At 58.7% G+C, this 14,472-nt stretch carries 11 protein-coding genes and 3 pseudogenes; 9 read left to right on the forward strand and 5 right to left on the reverse strand.

What is annotated here, in order from left to right:
• Window positions 1-51: 51 nt before the first annotated feature.
• Window positions 52-1,010, forward strand: a pseudogene (locus tag NLM33_RS35065) (IS701 family transposase); the annotation flags it as partial.
• A gap of 295 nt (window positions 1,011-1,305) precedes the next feature.
• Here the strand turns inward: NLM33_RS35065 and NLM33_RS35070 are convergent.
• Window positions 1,306-2,277: a hypothetical protein gene (locus tag NLM33_RS35070; protein ID WP_254103069.1), complete on the reverse strand. Its 972-nt coding sequence runs from the start codon at window positions 2,275-2,277 to the stop codon at window positions 1,306-1,308.
• Window positions 2,278-2,305: 28 nt separating this feature from the next.
• Window positions 2,306-2,968, reverse strand: coding sequence for a ParA family protein (locus NLM33_RS35075; RefSeq protein ID WP_254103070.1), 663 nt, complete (start codon window positions 2,966-2,968; stop codon window positions 2,306-2,308).
• 320 nt (window positions 2,969-3,288) lie between these two features.
• On the opposite strand from NLM33_RS35075, the gene NLM33_RS35080 reads away from it, so the two are divergent.
• The 7 genes from NLM33_RS35080 (at window position 3,289) to NLM33_RS35110 (ending at window position 10,147) form a co-directional block, all read left to right on the forward strand.
• Window positions 3,289-4,065 carry an outer membrane protein gene (locus NLM33_RS35080; RefSeq protein WP_254103071.1) on the forward strand — a complete coding sequence of 259 codons (777 nt, stop codon included), beginning with the start codon at window positions 3,289-3,291 and terminating at the stop codon, window positions 4,063-4,065.
• 113 nt (window positions 4,066-4,178) lie between these two features.
• Entirely contained in the window at window positions 4,179-4,439 is a 261-nt protein-coding gene (locus NLM33_RS35085; protein WP_254103072.1) for a hypothetical protein, read from the forward strand.
• A 1,295-nt stretch (window positions 4,440-5,734) separates the two neighbouring features.
• Window positions 5,735-6,565, forward strand: a complete 831-nt coding sequence (locus NLM33_RS35090; protein WP_254103033.1) for a nodulate formation efficiency C protein — start codon at window positions 5,735-5,737, stop codon at window positions 6,563-6,565.
• Window positions 6,566-6,586: 21 nt separating this feature from the next.
• Entirely contained in the window at window positions 6,587-7,204 is a 618-nt protein-coding gene (locus tag NLM33_RS35095; RefSeq protein WP_254103034.1) for a hypothetical protein, read from the forward strand.
• 381 nt (window positions 7,205-7,585) lie between these two features.
• Complete coding sequence (locus tag NLM33_RS35100; protein WP_254103073.1) at window positions 7,586-7,993, forward strand: hypothetical protein; 408 nt, start codon at window positions 7,586-7,588, stop codon at window positions 7,991-7,993.
• A gap of 953 nt (window positions 7,994-8,946) precedes the next feature.
• Window positions 8,947-9,447: a hypothetical protein gene (locus NLM33_RS35105; protein ID WP_254103074.1), complete on the forward strand. Its 501-nt coding sequence runs from the start codon at window positions 8,947-8,949 to the stop codon at window positions 9,445-9,447.
• Between the two features lie 403 nt (window positions 9,448-9,850).
• Window positions 9,851-10,147: a hypothetical protein gene (locus tag NLM33_RS35110; RefSeq protein WP_254103075.1), complete on the forward strand. Its 297-nt coding sequence runs from the start codon at window positions 9,851-9,853 to the stop codon at window positions 10,145-10,147.
• Window positions 10,148-10,422: 275 nt separating this feature from the next.
• Here NLM33_RS35110 and NLM33_RS35115 read toward each other — a convergent pair whose 3' ends face one another.
• The 3 genes and pseudogenes from NLM33_RS35115 to NLM33_RS35125 form a co-directional block, all read right to left on the reverse strand.
• Window positions 10,423-11,082, reverse strand: coding sequence for an ABC transporter substrate-binding protein (locus NLM33_RS35115; protein ID WP_254103076.1), 660 nt, complete (start codon window positions 11,080-11,082; stop codon window positions 10,423-10,425).
• Window positions 11,083-11,418 carry a hypothetical protein gene (locus tag NLM33_RS35120; RefSeq protein WP_254103077.1) on the reverse strand — a complete coding sequence of 112 codons (336 nt, stop codon included), beginning with the start codon at window positions 11,416-11,418 and terminating at the stop codon, window positions 11,083-11,085. It lies immediately after the preceding gene.
• Between the two features lie 191 nt (window positions 11,419-11,609).
• Window positions 11,610-12,639: pseudogene (locus NLM33_RS35125) on the reverse strand (IS110 family transposase).
• Between the two features lie 539 nt (window positions 12,640-13,178).
• Between NLM33_RS35125 and NLM33_RS35130 the strand changes: the two are divergent.
• Window positions 13,179-14,446: pseudogene (locus tag NLM33_RS35130) on the forward strand (IS256 family transposase).
• Window positions 14,447-14,472 lie beyond the last annotated feature (26 nt).

Raw genomic sequence — 14,472 nt, forward strand, 5'->3', positions numbered from 1 at the left:
GCTCATCGCATACTGCGGACGAGCCACCTCTCTGACAACGAACATACGGTCTGCCAGACCTTGGTATCGCTGACGCTTGCGCAAGACGAAGTCCCGGTCATGTTGGCATTGCGGTTGTTTCTTCCTGAGAGTTGGACTGGCAGTCGGGCTCGGTTGGAGCGAGCGGGTGTTCCGGCCGAATATCGAGCGGCACAGACGAAGCTGGAGATGGCCCTGACGGAGATCGATCGTGTCATCGCGGCGGGTGTGCGCTTTGGCTGCGTGCTGGCGGATGCCGGTTACGGAATGAGCGCGCCGTTCCGCCACGGGCTCACGGCTCGCAAACTTATCTGGGCGGTCGGTATTCCGCGTCACCTCAAGGCTTACCGTGCCGAGGTGCAGATGATCCGGCCGGTTGCTCGGCGCAGCGGTGCTCGTCGGCGGCACGTTCCTGACATTCTACCGATAGCGGCCGAAGACATACTCGCCGACGCCACATGACGGACTATCAGTTGGCGCACCGGCACGAAAGGAAAGCTCAAGGCTCGTTTCGCTGCTATCCGCGTGCGGGTAGCCGACGGACCACGACAGCGGATCGGGGACAAGGACCCGCAACATCTGCCAGGGGACGAGGTTTGGCTCATTGGCGAACACAGGCCCTCAGGAGAAAAGAAATACTACCTCGCCAACCTGCCGGCGAAGACTAACCTGCGCACCTTGGCGGCTGCTATCAAGGCGCGATGGGTTTGCGAGCAGGCTCACCAGCAGTTGAAAGAAGAACTCGGTCTCGATCACTTCGAGGGGCGATCCTGGCAAGGCCTTCACCGCCACGCGCTTATGACGATGATCGCTTACGCCTTCCTTCAACATCGCCGGCTCGCAAGCGCGGGGCGGAAAAAAAGAATCAACGGCCCACCGCCTCAACCAAGCTTGCCGGCCGTGCGCCACGCCATCCTCGAACACTTCGCTCGACTGTCGCCCCAGCGATGCCCATTTTGCCGAAATTGGATTTGCAACGAGCAGCGGCGTGAGTAAGTCTACCAAGGTAGTGCTAGTCGCGCCCGGGAGCAGTCATAAAAAGAAGCTGGCTTCCTTGAAGTACAGGCAGGCATTCTTAAAACGGAAGCGGCTTACGTCGCTTTGTGGCGCATCCTTTATATTCTGTTCGACGCGGCGCGCGCTCGCTGCGGATGCGGTCATGCAAGTGATGGGCCGCACGGCGGTGAAGGACGATAGGGAAAGCTCGGACAAAGTTGCCCGGCGGCCCTCGCAGGGACCACGGCCGTAATCAAATCGGACGCCAAATGCCCGCCGCCCTGCTTAGCTTTACATTTCTGGATCTGAAATGCGGGTCAGCATCTTCACGTGCGGTCCCGCCCGTTTGAAGATCGGCTCCCAAAAGGCATAGGCCGTCTCGGCGAAACTCGCGCTTATGGCGTACTTCGTGAGCGCCCCCCGATATGCGGCCTGTCGCCGGCAGCCCTGCCCCTCGACTAGGTGCCAGATGAATTGAGCGACCTGGCGCGTGTACGTGCTCGGACGGCCTCGGTGGTTGGGTACGATCTCAAGCCGCATGGTCCCCGTGTCGCGCGTCTCCGGTTCGGTGATATTGGCAAGCCAGATGAAGATTGATGGATCAATGCTCGCGGCATAGCCGTCGCGCTTGAGCTGCTGATTGATCATAGAGAACGCACTGGCGGCTTCTCTGAAGCATTCGCTCAGGATGAAGTTCGCCTCATTCTCCAGCTTGCCGCTCCGAAGATCGTCCAGCAATCTGACCGCCTCGTCAGTGAGCCGCCGCATATATCGCAGTTGCAGCTGCCCCGCGCTGTCGGCTGGTTCCTTCTGCAAAATCAACTCGGCCGCATCCGCGCGAAACTCCGTTGCGGCTTCTTTGAGAACGGTCAGAAAATTGCTTTCAAGACTGGAACCGCCGATGTCTTTCGGCGCCGCTTCGCCTCCCACTCGCGTTTCTACGAGGTCCTTTGCATGGTCCAACGCAGCATTCAGGCTGGCTTTGATGTTTGCAACAGCTCTGTTTTGATAGTCCTCGGCAATCTTCACCATCATCTCGGTGGTAGTGTCGGAATCTAGGAGTTCTTCCTTGCGCGGCGCCGCCACATTCCGAGATTCAAGCACCGCAACGGGGCTCGGAGCCGTCGCTTGCCTTGCAAGGATTGTTTGATCAGACGTCTTCTCACCTGTGTGCTCCGATCGCGGATTGGAAGCAGCAATCCCGCTGGACAACACAAACAGGCCCTCGTCAACGGCTCGGCTCGCCGCCGCGGTAAGCTCCACCAGCGAGCGTCGCGTACAGCGCGTATGGCTAGCACGCCGCCTCTTTTGCGTGTGGCTCATGATCTAACGACCCCTCGACAAGCGTTTTCAAGACCCAGCGCCACAGCTCACGAACTTCCTCCGAGGCTCTTCCCTCTTGTGCAAACTCGGTCACGCCTAATCCTACCCCAAGCGCGTCCTGGTGATCATTGCGCTGTCCGACATAGGGAAGCGCAAGCACGCCGAGCGAATGGAGCGACGTTGCAGCCTCACTCAAGCGGCAGCCCCGCGGTGGCGTCTGATTGAGGACGAAAGCAAATCGGCGATTGAGCCTACGAATAGCAATCAGCGTCGGTATCGCAGCTTCGATGTCGGCCGGACTCGGACGCACCGGGATCATGCAAAGATCGGCCCTCGCGATGGCGCGCATGGCCAGTGCATTGTTCGTGGCGGCGGTATCGATGACCGTAAGCCAGATTCCCTCAGCTTCAAGGCTGACGAGCGCCCCTTCTATTTCGGCGGGATCGGAGACCCGAACGACCCGCGGATAGGGATGGCCGCGCCGCTCGTTCCATTTTGAAATCGTGCCTTGTGGATCCGCCTCGACAATTGCGACGCGCTCCCCGTTCCCCATCGCTGCGACTGCAATTCCGACCGCCAGCGTGCTCTTGCCGCTTCCGCCTTTTTGGGTGACCAGAGCAAGGACATACATCTCCTGCGCTTCCCGGATGACAACGACATGAAACGCACGAGTCGTCGAAAAATTTAGCCTACCAATCGGTGACCTACCACTCCCCACCGTGAATCGCATCAAGAGCGAGCGCGGAACTCACAACCAAATCATGGCTCGGTTAGACATTTTCAGGTCAAGCCTTTGATGATTATTTGGCAGACAGCATCCACTGCCGACACGACTGCTGCTCAGACCCTCAGTCAACTACCACACTTCGGAGTTGATGGAGAAGATAATCACATGGCAATCCTCGTCCAATACTCCGTCAGGGAAAGTCGATACGAAGTTGGGTTTAGAGAATGAAAAAAGTCCTGCTGGGCACGATAGCCTTCATCGCGCTGGCCGCTCCTACCTCTGCGGCTGATCTTGCCGCGCGGCCCTACGTCAAAGCGCCGCCCCCAACGGCCATTCCAATGTATGATTGGAGCGGCTTCTACATCGGCATCAATGGCGGCGGCGGCTCCGCGCATCAATGTTGGGACGTGGTCAACACCGGCGGCGTGGTCGTCGCTCCGCCCGTTGGGATGGGGTGCCATAATGCGACGGGAGGCACGGTCGGTGGTCAAATCGGCTATCGCTGGCAAATAGCAAACTCGGTGTTCGGCTTGGAGGCGCAGGGCAACTGGTCCGATTTTAAGGGATCCAACACCAACCTCGCTTTCGCAGGCGTCCAGGATGAATCCAAGCTTGATGCATTTGGCCTGTTCACGGGCCAAGTTGGCTATGCTTGGAATAACGTGCTACTCTACGTGAAAGGCGGAGCAGTGGTAGCTCGTGATAAGTACCGGGTTTTCGATTTTGGGTCTGGGCTAACCATCGACAACGGCAGCGAAACTCGTTGGGGTGGCACGGTAGGGGCGGGCCTTGAATTTGGCTTCGCTCCGAACTGGTCCATCGGTGTTGAGTACGATCACCTGTTCATGGGGCATCGGGACGTGGACTTCTTTTTTTCACCCGGATTCGTGGTTGGTCCGGCGGGCGCCTTTGCAGGGACTGCCCGTATCGGTCAGGACGTCGATATCGGTTTGGTCCGCGTGAACTACCGCTGGGGTGGCGCGGTCGCCCCGACATATTGATCTTCGCCGGAACGCGAGCTCTATCATACGGAGAGCTAGACAATCCTCGGCGCATTTTTCGTAGAGACGATCATCCGTTAAGCAGTACTATGTCCAAACTTCAGGGCACGTATGTGAATGACAACATCGCAGCGAAATTCGTAATTGATCAGGCCAACGATTCGAATGGCCAGATCACCTCGGCTTCCATCAGCTATAACGGCCACAACCATCCTGCGATCGGTCACTACCATTTCAAGAACAGCACCGGACCAGCCATGGTCAAGCGTCTTCCAAGTCATACGAGCACAAATACTTTGCCATCGGCTTCACCGAAGTGCCCACAAGCAAGCGATCACGATCGCGGAATAAACGAGCACAGCGCCAATTGCTAACGTGATTTCCATCGCGTAGCTCCCGCTTCAATTGCGTGACCCGCCTCCCACCAGATGGTGTATGTAAAAGAGGAAGTCTCCGGCCAATCGACTATCTGGACGCCATTGCCTGTCACTCTCACCGAGAAATGGGTTGAGGTGCAATAATCAAAGCCGCTGTAGAATCGTGGGCGCTTAGGTCTTAGCAGCCAATGTGTCTCCGCGCCGAAGTGGTATATGCTCGGTAGCGCACTGGCGATGTGGCACTCATTGTCGAAGTCGTAACCGTTTGCTATGTCCCGGGTTACGCGGACATTGATCCTGCTGTACCTGCGGCCTTCATGTTCGTACACGCTGAGGACTTCGCGATCGAGCGCATGCGCGAACGCAATCGCCGCGGAAGCCGCTCGGACATGTTGCTCCATGTTGCCTCGCGAGCACGAATAGGGCGGACCCGAAATGGCCCTGTAACATCCCGGGCCCGCCCTTAGCATCGCAGCCCCTGCAAGACCGGCGATGCTCTCCCTAGTGAGGCAAGGAGCATGCCGCCTTCACGGGGCTCTGCTTGATCCGTTTTCCCCTTCGGCCCGGCCGCGTCAACACCCGAATGGTTGCAACCTGACGCGCACGTTGCGGACCCCCCAAAGAGAGCAGCACGGGCGCGACTGGACAGTCCACGGCGAGAGGACGCAGTCCCTGTCCGCCCGCGCTGCCCGAGAAATTAGCGGTCACATGACTCCGCACCCGAGGTCGAATGAGGAGGCGCTGAATCACACGCCCCTACTTCACGAGTCAACGATCGCTGAGCTAGATGCTGACTAGCCACGGGGAGTAGCAGCCCCAGAGCAATACCGAGTCCTGCACCCCTCGTGCCAAGATCAGATCGACAGTTCGCAGCATGCCTGCGTCGGATTTGGCAGCTTTTCGACATGCCATGTCTTAGTATCGACGCCGGCTTCGACTGATGTCCGCTCTTCGGTCGCTTTTGTGGACTGAGCGGATGAGGCGAATTTGTGATGCTCGGCTCCGACGGGGATGGCATTCCACCCACAGCTCGGGTCGCACCGGGCACGGCTTGTGTTCGTCCGCGGGATCGGCCAGCGTTGCCAGATAGCGCTCGATTTCGGCGGTTGGGACTAGAACCCGCGCGCCGTAGCGCTTCCTGAAACTTCATTCGACCTTCCAGGCCAACCCGGAACGTGAGTCGTCCAGGCGGCCGGCATCGTGAGCTCCCAATTCTGGGAGGCGCTTCGCGCGTCTTATCGCGATACAAATCGGAAGCGGATATAGGGGCGAGCTGCGTGAGGTAAGAGAAAATGACCGATAAGCGCTTGCTTTGGTTTTGGTCCTGTCTCTCCCTCGGTCTCTGGTTCACTGTTGACCTACGGATATTGCCGGGCGGGCTGGCCGGTCAGGGCGATGACGTGCGTGCGGAAGATAACGCCCTGATCGACCAGGTTCGATCAATTTGGCGAGCGCAGGATGGCGAGACGGCGGAGCAAATCTTCGCCAAGGTCGCGAAGGTCGCACACTTCGTTCCCAAAGGATGGGAGCGTGGCCGAAAGACCGACGCAGGCGAGCCGGTTGTGCTCTCGTGGGCCAGACACCGGACTGATAAAGCAGAGGACGACTCTACGGTGACCTGGGAGGTGGGACGCGATGGCACAGTGACACTTGTGACGCCGTCTGCAAAACCGATGGAACTAGGCTGGCGGGCGTTCGCACTCTCACTTCTTGCTGACGAGGCCACAAGCAACGAAACGGGAGTGAACCGGCGCTTTCTACATGATCCCGCTAACTTTAACTTCGTGACGACAGCGCAAGGCAAGCTGGGGGATCTTCTACGGCGCGGTCGCTGCATTATTGGCGATGGTGTTAAGATGCACTACCTGCCGACGCTGGACGAGCAACAAACGGTCAAGGACGGCTTGTGGCGCGTTCAGCTTTCGGTCGACTGCGATGTTCAGGGGGCTGGTTATTCTACCCGCGATGTCATCATTTTCGAGAAGCGCGAGGGGCAAGATTGGGAGCCGCAATCGTTCCTAGCCAAGCGTCTCGCGACATATGCCCCAGAGTCTTTGTTTGATTTTGCGGAACCGAAAGATCAGGAACCGTTCGATGCGGCGCGGAAGGCGTTGGCAAAATGACACTGGCCGAGGCTCCATGCCATGGCGGATGATGATGAACGTGAAGTTGCGGCGTGGCTGCTCAATGTGTTTCCGCTCCACCAAATCCCTGTTGGGTTGGCACAGAGGTCGACTTTGGACCAGCCAATGACGCCCTTGATAATCATTAGCGATTGGTTCGAAAAACAGGACACAGAAGTACAAGTTGACATCGCTGGCATGGCGGCGTTTTTGATGTTCGACGGTGCTGACCTTGTCGATCTCGGCAGCCACAAGCAGGTAGAGTTTCTCCGACATTGGTTGAGCGAGGTGGGATTGCAGGCCCATACGATCGTTGGCCGTGTTTTGACGTTCCGAGTCTGTTTTGAGTATTTCGCGGAAGGCAGGTTTACCGACTTCGGGTGGAGGCTCTCCGAAACGGCCCTGCGTAAAGTCGTCGAAGAGGCTGAGCGCGCCGCGAATTTGGATACTATGCGTCTTGCTTCTAATGCCCGAAGAATGCTTGATGGTTTGCCAGCCCGCAAAGGCATGTGGATCGAAGTCGGGAAGTCGTGGCGAGAACTGGCCGACGCGTGCCTGACGTGTAGCGCTCTCAGGGATTGGACCTCCTCGCAGACGGAACAGCCCCGCACAGTGGCTGGGCGGGGTAGCCGTGGATGAAAAATCAATAGGCGACTCGATATGCGAAGTCCGGCGATGTCTGCTCCCCGCCGCTATCAGGAGCATAGCAGACGCTGGATGCGGTGTGATTTGAAAACTGCCGCCCATGCCAGCTTTGGCGGTACTCCACTTGTGGGGTCGATGCTAATCTTTGAGCCGTTGATCGTGAGAAAAAGCAACTGATGCGACAATGCCGATGTGAGGGGTTCCGGAGGCTTGAATTCTTCGCGATGATCTCGACAGGACAGGGGCGGACGTCCTCATCGCCGAATGCCGCGCCACACAACTCACTGCATAGTTAGGATTATTGCATGGAATGACCAAGGGCGTGGATCGAGCCTCACCCTGCCTCATCGAACCGACTAAAGGATTTTCGATCGCATGCTCACCGCCCAGCAAATCGCCGAAGCCAAAAAGCACGTCCGCTATCAGCGACAGAACAATGTCCACGAACATGACGACTGCATCAGGATCGCCTACGAATGGCTCGATGCGCAAACCACGACCAAAGGAGCGTTGAAGCGAGCGTACCCAATTAAACAGATCATCGAAAGATGGGGCGGCAGATACATTTCATCTGCGGACGTGGAAGTTGCGGCCGAAATTCACCCGCGGATCAAAGGACGGTATCCTCACTTCAATATCAGTTCTCGCCTTACATTACCCCGTGATGGTCGGTTGGCAGACATTCAAGAGGCGAGAGCGCAGGGTTTCCAGCTTACGACGCACCATATTACCCAAACGTATTCTCGGATCGAAGCCGAATTGGAGGCTCGCAAGGAGCGATAGGTCATCTTTGGGACCCGCTTAATGAGCAAGATTGGGGGGAGAGCTGACCTCTCTTCTCGCCTACTCAATCCGCATGGCAACGGATACCAGCGTTAGAACGTAGATTAACGCGAGGCGCCTGGCTAGGAGGTAAGCCGCTGCTCGACCGACGATGCGTAGGTCAATGCCAACGGCCATTGCCCCGCGCGCCGCGTCGTGTCCTGCGAAAGCATCCGCACGTACGCCGCAAGATGAGAGAGCGACAGGTGGGTGCATTAGCAGCCACTCCCTGCGACGGCACAAGGGTGCGAAGCGCACTACTCGCTTTGGCGATCGCTATTTCGGAGTCGTGCTTTTCGAACTGATCGAGCTCGGCGAAATTGAGACCTGCAAATCCGGCTGCTCGCGCAAGATCATTGTCCGCAATGCTCGATCCGCCAAGGTGGCAACTCGTAATAACGAAGGAGAGAGAACCGGCCTATCAGTTGTCATAGGTGTGGGAGCGAGAACGAAGCGGTAATTGTGAACGTGGAGAAATCGCAAGTTCTACGTTTACAAGTACGTGCGCGAGCCCCGGCCGGGCAAATGGGCCTTTGCGTCGAAGCACTCGAAGTTGGAGGACGCCGAAGCGGCGGCGCGCAAGCTGTGCCCACGGCGCGTAGACGTCTGCACGGAACCAAGCATCGAACTACGACGTGGCTTCTTCGGCTCCGCGATGGGGAGCTATTGGTCCGCAATGATCGCGCGGAAGAGACTAGGGTACAGCCGATGAAGACACACCGGCCCTCATTCTTGATATCCTTCGCCAGGTCGGCGTGTACGACGTAGGCACCGTCCAAATGCTCAGTCGTTTTTGGCGTCGGCTACGACGACGGCGACGAGGAATGCCGCTTGGCCGCCTACTAGGCGAGCGTGACATAATCGCAGTATCAAAAGGCGACCCCGAACGAACGCGAAGGCGCAGCCAGCCCAGGATGACAGAAGCCGATCTCATCGCGATGGAAGCGAGTGTGTTGCTTCATCGGGTCGCCGACTTGGAGGTCGCGTTGCACTTCTATGGGGATCCGAGGCGCTATGAGGGGCCCCATCAACCCATCGACGGCGAGCCCGACAAATACCAGCCTAAGGATGCGTCATGCCTTTGGGACGTGGCGAGCGATGGGGGCCGAATCGCACGTGATGCGCTGAACGGCACAGCACTGTCGAGCGCAGTGGCCGCTGGCATGTCGACATTTCAGGCTGAAAGTACGGTCGTTAGGGCAGAGATGCGCTTTGACACTTCGCTATGGGAGCGCGAGCACGGTAAGAAGCCAAGCGGGAAGCGCAAATGGCGCTTCCGGATCGTCTCGCCCCACAATACAGTCGCGGACTATGAATTCACAGTCAGCGCTGCACTGACCTTCCCCTCCGCGTGCCGAGTTGCGATCGAGAGGGCCCGGCAGCGCCATTCGGATCGAATTGTGGTGTTACCGTAGGTAGAAGCGCGCCGATGGTCCCGACAAGATTGAGGCACACAACGCCATTCACCGCCACCGCAAGCCCACAGCGCAATTGTCGACGCGATGCGTCCATATAGGAGGACCACCCGTCGTTTAGCTCCACTTGAAACCGTCCCGGCGAAATAGGCGAACATTCCCTTTCCGCCAGCGTGGTTCCCAAGGCCAAAAAGTCGGGTCGGGATGAGCGAAGCGCGGACGAGGTTGCGCTAGGCACTCACCAAACGACTGATTACGTTAGACGTTCTCGATTGCAGCGACGCGCCGTCGCCTGATGTTTTCCCGCTGCTGAAGGAAAGCGCCTGATCAGAATTTACGTTGACGTTGCGAAAAATCGGGTCCATTCATCGCGCGACGGCGAGCGGGCCAGCCGGTTGCACAGATGACAATCAACCAGCAGCTCAAACGTATAGTGTTGGAGAAGCAGGCGACTGCGCTCCTACGCGGAGAGGGGCTTGCACCCGCCGGGCCGATTGGATTGATCGGAAAGCTGAAGCGTCGGGAGGCGGATAGCAATCTGGTCAAGCGAAACCGCCGCGAGACCGTCGTCGAACTTCGCTTTCTGTATCAGCAGCTCTCGAAGGCAGCCCGCAAGACGCTGGCCAGCCGCTTCAAACAGCAGCGCATCGGCGATCCGACGCTCGACTGGAATGACTGGCTGGCCAGAACTTTACGTTGACGGATGAGAGCAAGCCTGCGCTTGATTGCAGCATGCTCGATGTTAGCGCCGAGCGCTCTCGGGTCGAGGCCGTGGTTTCATCTTACACAGAGACTTGGCCGGCCCGGCTAACGGACGCCGGTTGTGTTTTCCGCACCGAGGGATCGACTGTTACTACGACCCCTGCTCATAATTTCGGTCAGGTCCGCTCTGCTCCTAAAACGACGTGGTTGCTACGAAGCAGCGAATTGATGCGATGGGCCGCAACCGAACTCATGAATCGCACCAATTGCCTCCTATTCGATCACCTCGTCGGCGAGTTGCTGAAGCTGCCACGGTATTTCGAGGCCAAGTGTCTTCGCGGTCTTGAGATTGATGATAAGCTCAAACTTGTTGGGCCGTTCGATAGGCAATTCGCTCGCTTTTGCACCTCGCAAAATGCGATCAACAAAGTTCGCCGCACGCCTAAACATCGCAGGAAGGTCCGCGCCGTAGGCCGTCAGCCCGCCAGCTTTAGGAAACGAGGTGAAGCCACTGATCATCGGCAAGCCGCCCTTCAAAGTCAGATCGACAATCAGTGCACGCTGTATGAAAATCATTGGCGGGGTGAGGACGATTAACCCTTGTGCCTGCTCTTGCAGGGCGCGTTCGATGGCGCCATTGATGTCACTCGCTTGCCGGACCGGCAACGATAGCGGCTTCACACCCGACGCTTGGATCGCCGCTTCGGTCGCGCGAAACTGTGCTGTTCCGAAATTTGCGTCCCAGAGAACCGCGACATCGGCGAGGCGCGGCATCGCTTCCTTGAGAAGCTCGATCTGCTTGCCACCCAGTTCAGGAAGGCCTGGAAATAGGCCAGTAAGATTACCTCCCGGGCGAGCAATACTTTGTGCCCATCCGTTGGCTAGCGGATCGTCTTCCAGATCAATGCCGACGGTCGGAATGACACGTGGCACTCATGACGGCGACGACCGCAGGCGGGGTCGAAGCAAAAATAACGTCGCATTGTAAGTCGACAAACTCGCGAGCAAATTCGTCACGCGTTCTGAGCTTGCGCCATGGATCCGCGTCTCCAGCATCACTGTTTGACCAGAGACATATCCCAACTCGCGAAGTCCTTCGATAAATGCTTGATGATTCTCCAGACTGCCACCTCCCATAAAACCGATCTTTGGCAGCAGCATGCGCTCAGACGGCTGGGATCGCGCTGCAGGCGCCCACATCTGTGGACGCCCCGCTGGATGCAAGAAGAATCTTTCGATCAGGTGTTGCGCGTAGTCGGGTGCTGACATCGGTCCGGCCTTTATTGCGACCGTCAGATGTCGCGGGCCCGTATGGGAGTTCGCGGATCAGATCCAAATCACAGCAGCGTGCTTGGAAGCACCTGGGCATGTACTGGTTTTCCTGACCCTGTCTCATCGACTGTTGCGCCGTACCTTCCGTTTGACCTTCCTACCTCCTCGACGACCTCTGGTCGGGCGGACTAAGCGATTAAGCCGCTTGCGACCGGAGCTTGGTAGACCCCACCGTTGACTGTCAAAGCCCAAACGGTACAGCCATCTTGTTGGCAAAAGCGACGACGACAAGCATGGGCGGCCTACGAGCGAGCATGCGCTCCAGCCATGTCCCTTGTGATGCACCGCGTCGGCGAGCCAGCTTCACCACCGCACTGGCCCGATGATGAGGAGACGCCGCAGCGTTCGCTCACCCATTGTGGATATTTGGCCGAGCTTCTGTTTTCCACCAGTGGAACGTTGCAGCGGCGTCAACCCCGACCACGCGGCGAAATCCCGGCCACGTTTGAAGTTTTCAGGGGCAGGCGCTAGCGCCATCAGAGCTGTCGCCGTGATTGAGCCGATGCCAGGAATCGTCATAAGCCGTCGAGCAACTTCCTCTTCTCGGGCTCGTCGCGCGATCTCAATATCGAGCTGTTTGATTTGCTCTCCCAGCATCCCCAGCATCTTGACCAGGATATCGAGCGCCGGTTGCGCCGCCGTTGGCACGCTGCTCCCGGAAGCTTGCGCGTGCTCAACCAACGCGGCGACATTGGACGCCCCCTTTGCAACGACCATGCCGTATTCGGCGAGGTGACCTCGCAACGCGTTTATGATCTGAGTACGTTGTCGGACTAAAAGATCGCGAGCGCGAAACACGACCGCGCTTGCCTGCTGGTCCTCACTCTGCGCGGCGGCAAAGCGCATAGTGGGGCGTTGGGCCGCTTCGCAAATCGCCTCTGCATCGGCCATATCGCTTTTCTGGCGCTTTACAAAGGGCTTTACATAGGCGGTGGAATCAGCCGCACTGTGTGACCCAGCTTGCCAATCTCACGAGCCCAGTAGTGGGCGCTGGCGCAGGCTTCCATCGCTACCAGGCACGCTGGCTGCCGGGCAAAGAAAGCCAGCACTTTGTCACGACGCAGCTGTTTGCGGAAAACCGTCGCCGCCAGCGTCTGCGCCATGTGCCTGAAAAACATGTTTCGCCAAGTCTAGTCCAATCGTGCTAACTTCCTTCACGGACGCCTCCTCTTTTGTGACGGTTCAACATCCCTCACACTTTGGCATATCGATGCCGTCGAGGGGTGTCCACCCCATCACACAGCAACAGCAGCAGACAGGGTTTCTCGCAGCGTGATAGAAACGGATCAGGAGCGGTCAGTTTCCAACTAACAAACCGGTTCAAGCGGTCCCGCTCCGCGGGTCCATTTCAGGGCGTGGGCAGCTAGGAGGCTGCGGCATTGCGATGATGCGGCGGAAGCAGCAATTTCAGTGCTGGCAGCGGAACCCAGCGTTCATACGCCGCCACTTGTCAGTCCACGACGCACGTGCAGGGTGTGTTGCGTACATTCTATGCCGGTGTCACAGGATCAGCAGCGGGAGCAGGCGAAGACTGCGTTCCTTAGTGCTTTGCAGGCTGGCAATGGAAGCCGTTCTGCTTAGAGCGCAGGGGCCTTGCCTAGGAGCTATGGCCGAAACTGGGTGATGACGGGTTGAGAGAGGCGGCGTATCGAGGCGGGTGTCCAGCCTGCCAGATCTCTCAAGGAGAGCGATACGCGATGACCGAGACTACCAACGTTCTTGCTTTTCGTCAGCCCTCCACGGTTGACGATCCACTGACCGATATCCTGCGCGCTGGGGCGCGTGAGCTGCTTGCCAGGGCGGTCGAGATCGAGGTCGATACGTTTCTGGCCAGCACGTCCGAGCCGACACTGCCCGACGGCCGGGCCCGGCTGGTCCGGCACGGCTATGGACCGGCGCGGCAAATTCAGACCGGCATCGGCCCGGTGGAGGTCGCCCGGCCGAAGGTTCGGGACCGCGGCGCCTGCGGGGCCAATCGGATCCGCTTTAGCTCGGCGATCCTGCCGCTGTGGGCGCGGCGCACCAAGAGCCTGGATGCCCTGCTGCCAGTGCTCTACCTGCGCGGCATCTCGACTGGCGACTTGCAGGACGCGCTGTCGGTGCTGCTCGGCAAGGATGCGCCGAACCTGTCGCCGTCCGTGATTGCACGCCTGACGGCCGACTGGCAGGCCGAGTACGAGCGTTGGCAGCGACGTGACCTGTCGGCGCGGCGCTACGTCTATCTATCTCTGGGCCGATGGCGTTTATTTGCAGGCCCGGATGGAGGATCACAACGAATGTATCCTGGTGCTGGTCGGTGCGACGCCGGAGGGCCGCAAGGAATTGGTCGGCTTCCAGGTGGGCGCCCGCGAGAGCGCCCAGAGTTGGCGTGAGCTCTTGATCGATGTGAAGCAGTGCGGCCTGCGGATCGCTCCTGAAGTGGCGGTCGGTGACGGCGCGCTGGGGTTCTGGAAGGCCCTCGACGAGGTCTTCCCCGGCACGCGACACCAGCGGTGCTGGTGCCACAAAGTCAGCAACGTGCTCGACAAGGCCGCCAAATCCGTCCAGGGCGCGATGAAGAACGATCTGCGGAACGTCTATCTGGCACCGAGCCGGGCGAACGCCGAAACCGCGATCGACACCTTCGTCGAGAAATACCGTGCCAAATACGGGCCTGCGGTCGAGTGCTTGATCAAGGATCGTGAGGCGCTGCTCGCGTTCTTCGACTTCCCCGCTGAGCATTGGGTTCATCTGCGCACCTCGAATCCGATCGAGAGCGTGTTCGCCCCGGTGCGGCACCGGACGGTTCGAACGAAAGACGCTCTCGCCGAAATCCGCGAAGCTGATGGTGTTCAAGTTGACCGACGCCGCATCGAAGACCTGGCGCCGACTGAAAGGAACAAATCAGTTGCCGAAGGTCATCGCCGGTGTAAAGTTTACTGACGGCATCGAGGTCACTCCGACCGCTGAAAGCCACGCCGCCTGATCAGGCCGCGTCACCCAGAATCAGCC

It is taken from the genome of Bradyrhizobium sp. CCGUVB1N3, from assembly GCF_024199925.1.
In the GTDB taxonomy this organism is placed as follows: Bacteria; Pseudomonadota; Alphaproteobacteria; order Rhizobiales; family Xanthobacteraceae; genus Bradyrhizobium.

Excerpts from the sequence above, each read along its gene's own strand:
- NLM33_RS35075 (WP_254103070.1), bottom strand. The coding sequence starts at position 2,968 with ATGTATGTCCTTGCTCTGGTCACCCAAAAAGGCGGAAGCGGCAAGAGC.
- NLM33_RS35080 (WP_254103071.1), top strand. The coding sequence starts at position 3,289 with ATGAAAAAAGTCCTGCTGGGCACGATAGCCTTCATCGCGCTGGCCGCT.
- NLM33_RS35090 (WP_254103033.1), top strand. The coding sequence starts at position 5,735 with ATGACCGATAAGCGCTTGCTTTGGTTTTGGTCCTGTCTCTCCCTCGGT.
- NLM33_RS35095 (WP_254103034.1), top strand. The coding sequence starts at position 6,587 with ATGGCGGATGATGATGAACGTGAAGTTGCGGCGTGGCTGCTCAATGTG.
- NLM33_RS35100 (WP_254103073.1), top strand. The coding sequence starts at position 7,586 with ATGCTCACCGCCCAGCAAATCGCCGAAGCCAAAAAGCACGTCCGCTAT.
- NLM33_RS35105 (WP_254103074.1), top strand. The coding sequence starts at position 8,947 with ATGACAGAAGCCGATCTCATCGCGATGGAAGCGAGTGTGTTGCTTCAT.
- NLM33_RS35110 (WP_254103075.1), top strand. The coding sequence starts at position 9,851 with ATGACAATCAACCAGCAGCTCAAACGTATAGTGTTGGAGAAGCAGGCG.
- NLM33_RS35120 (WP_254103077.1), bottom strand. The coding sequence starts at position 11,418 with ATGTCAGCACCCGACTACGCGCAACACCTGATCGAAAGATTCTTCTTG.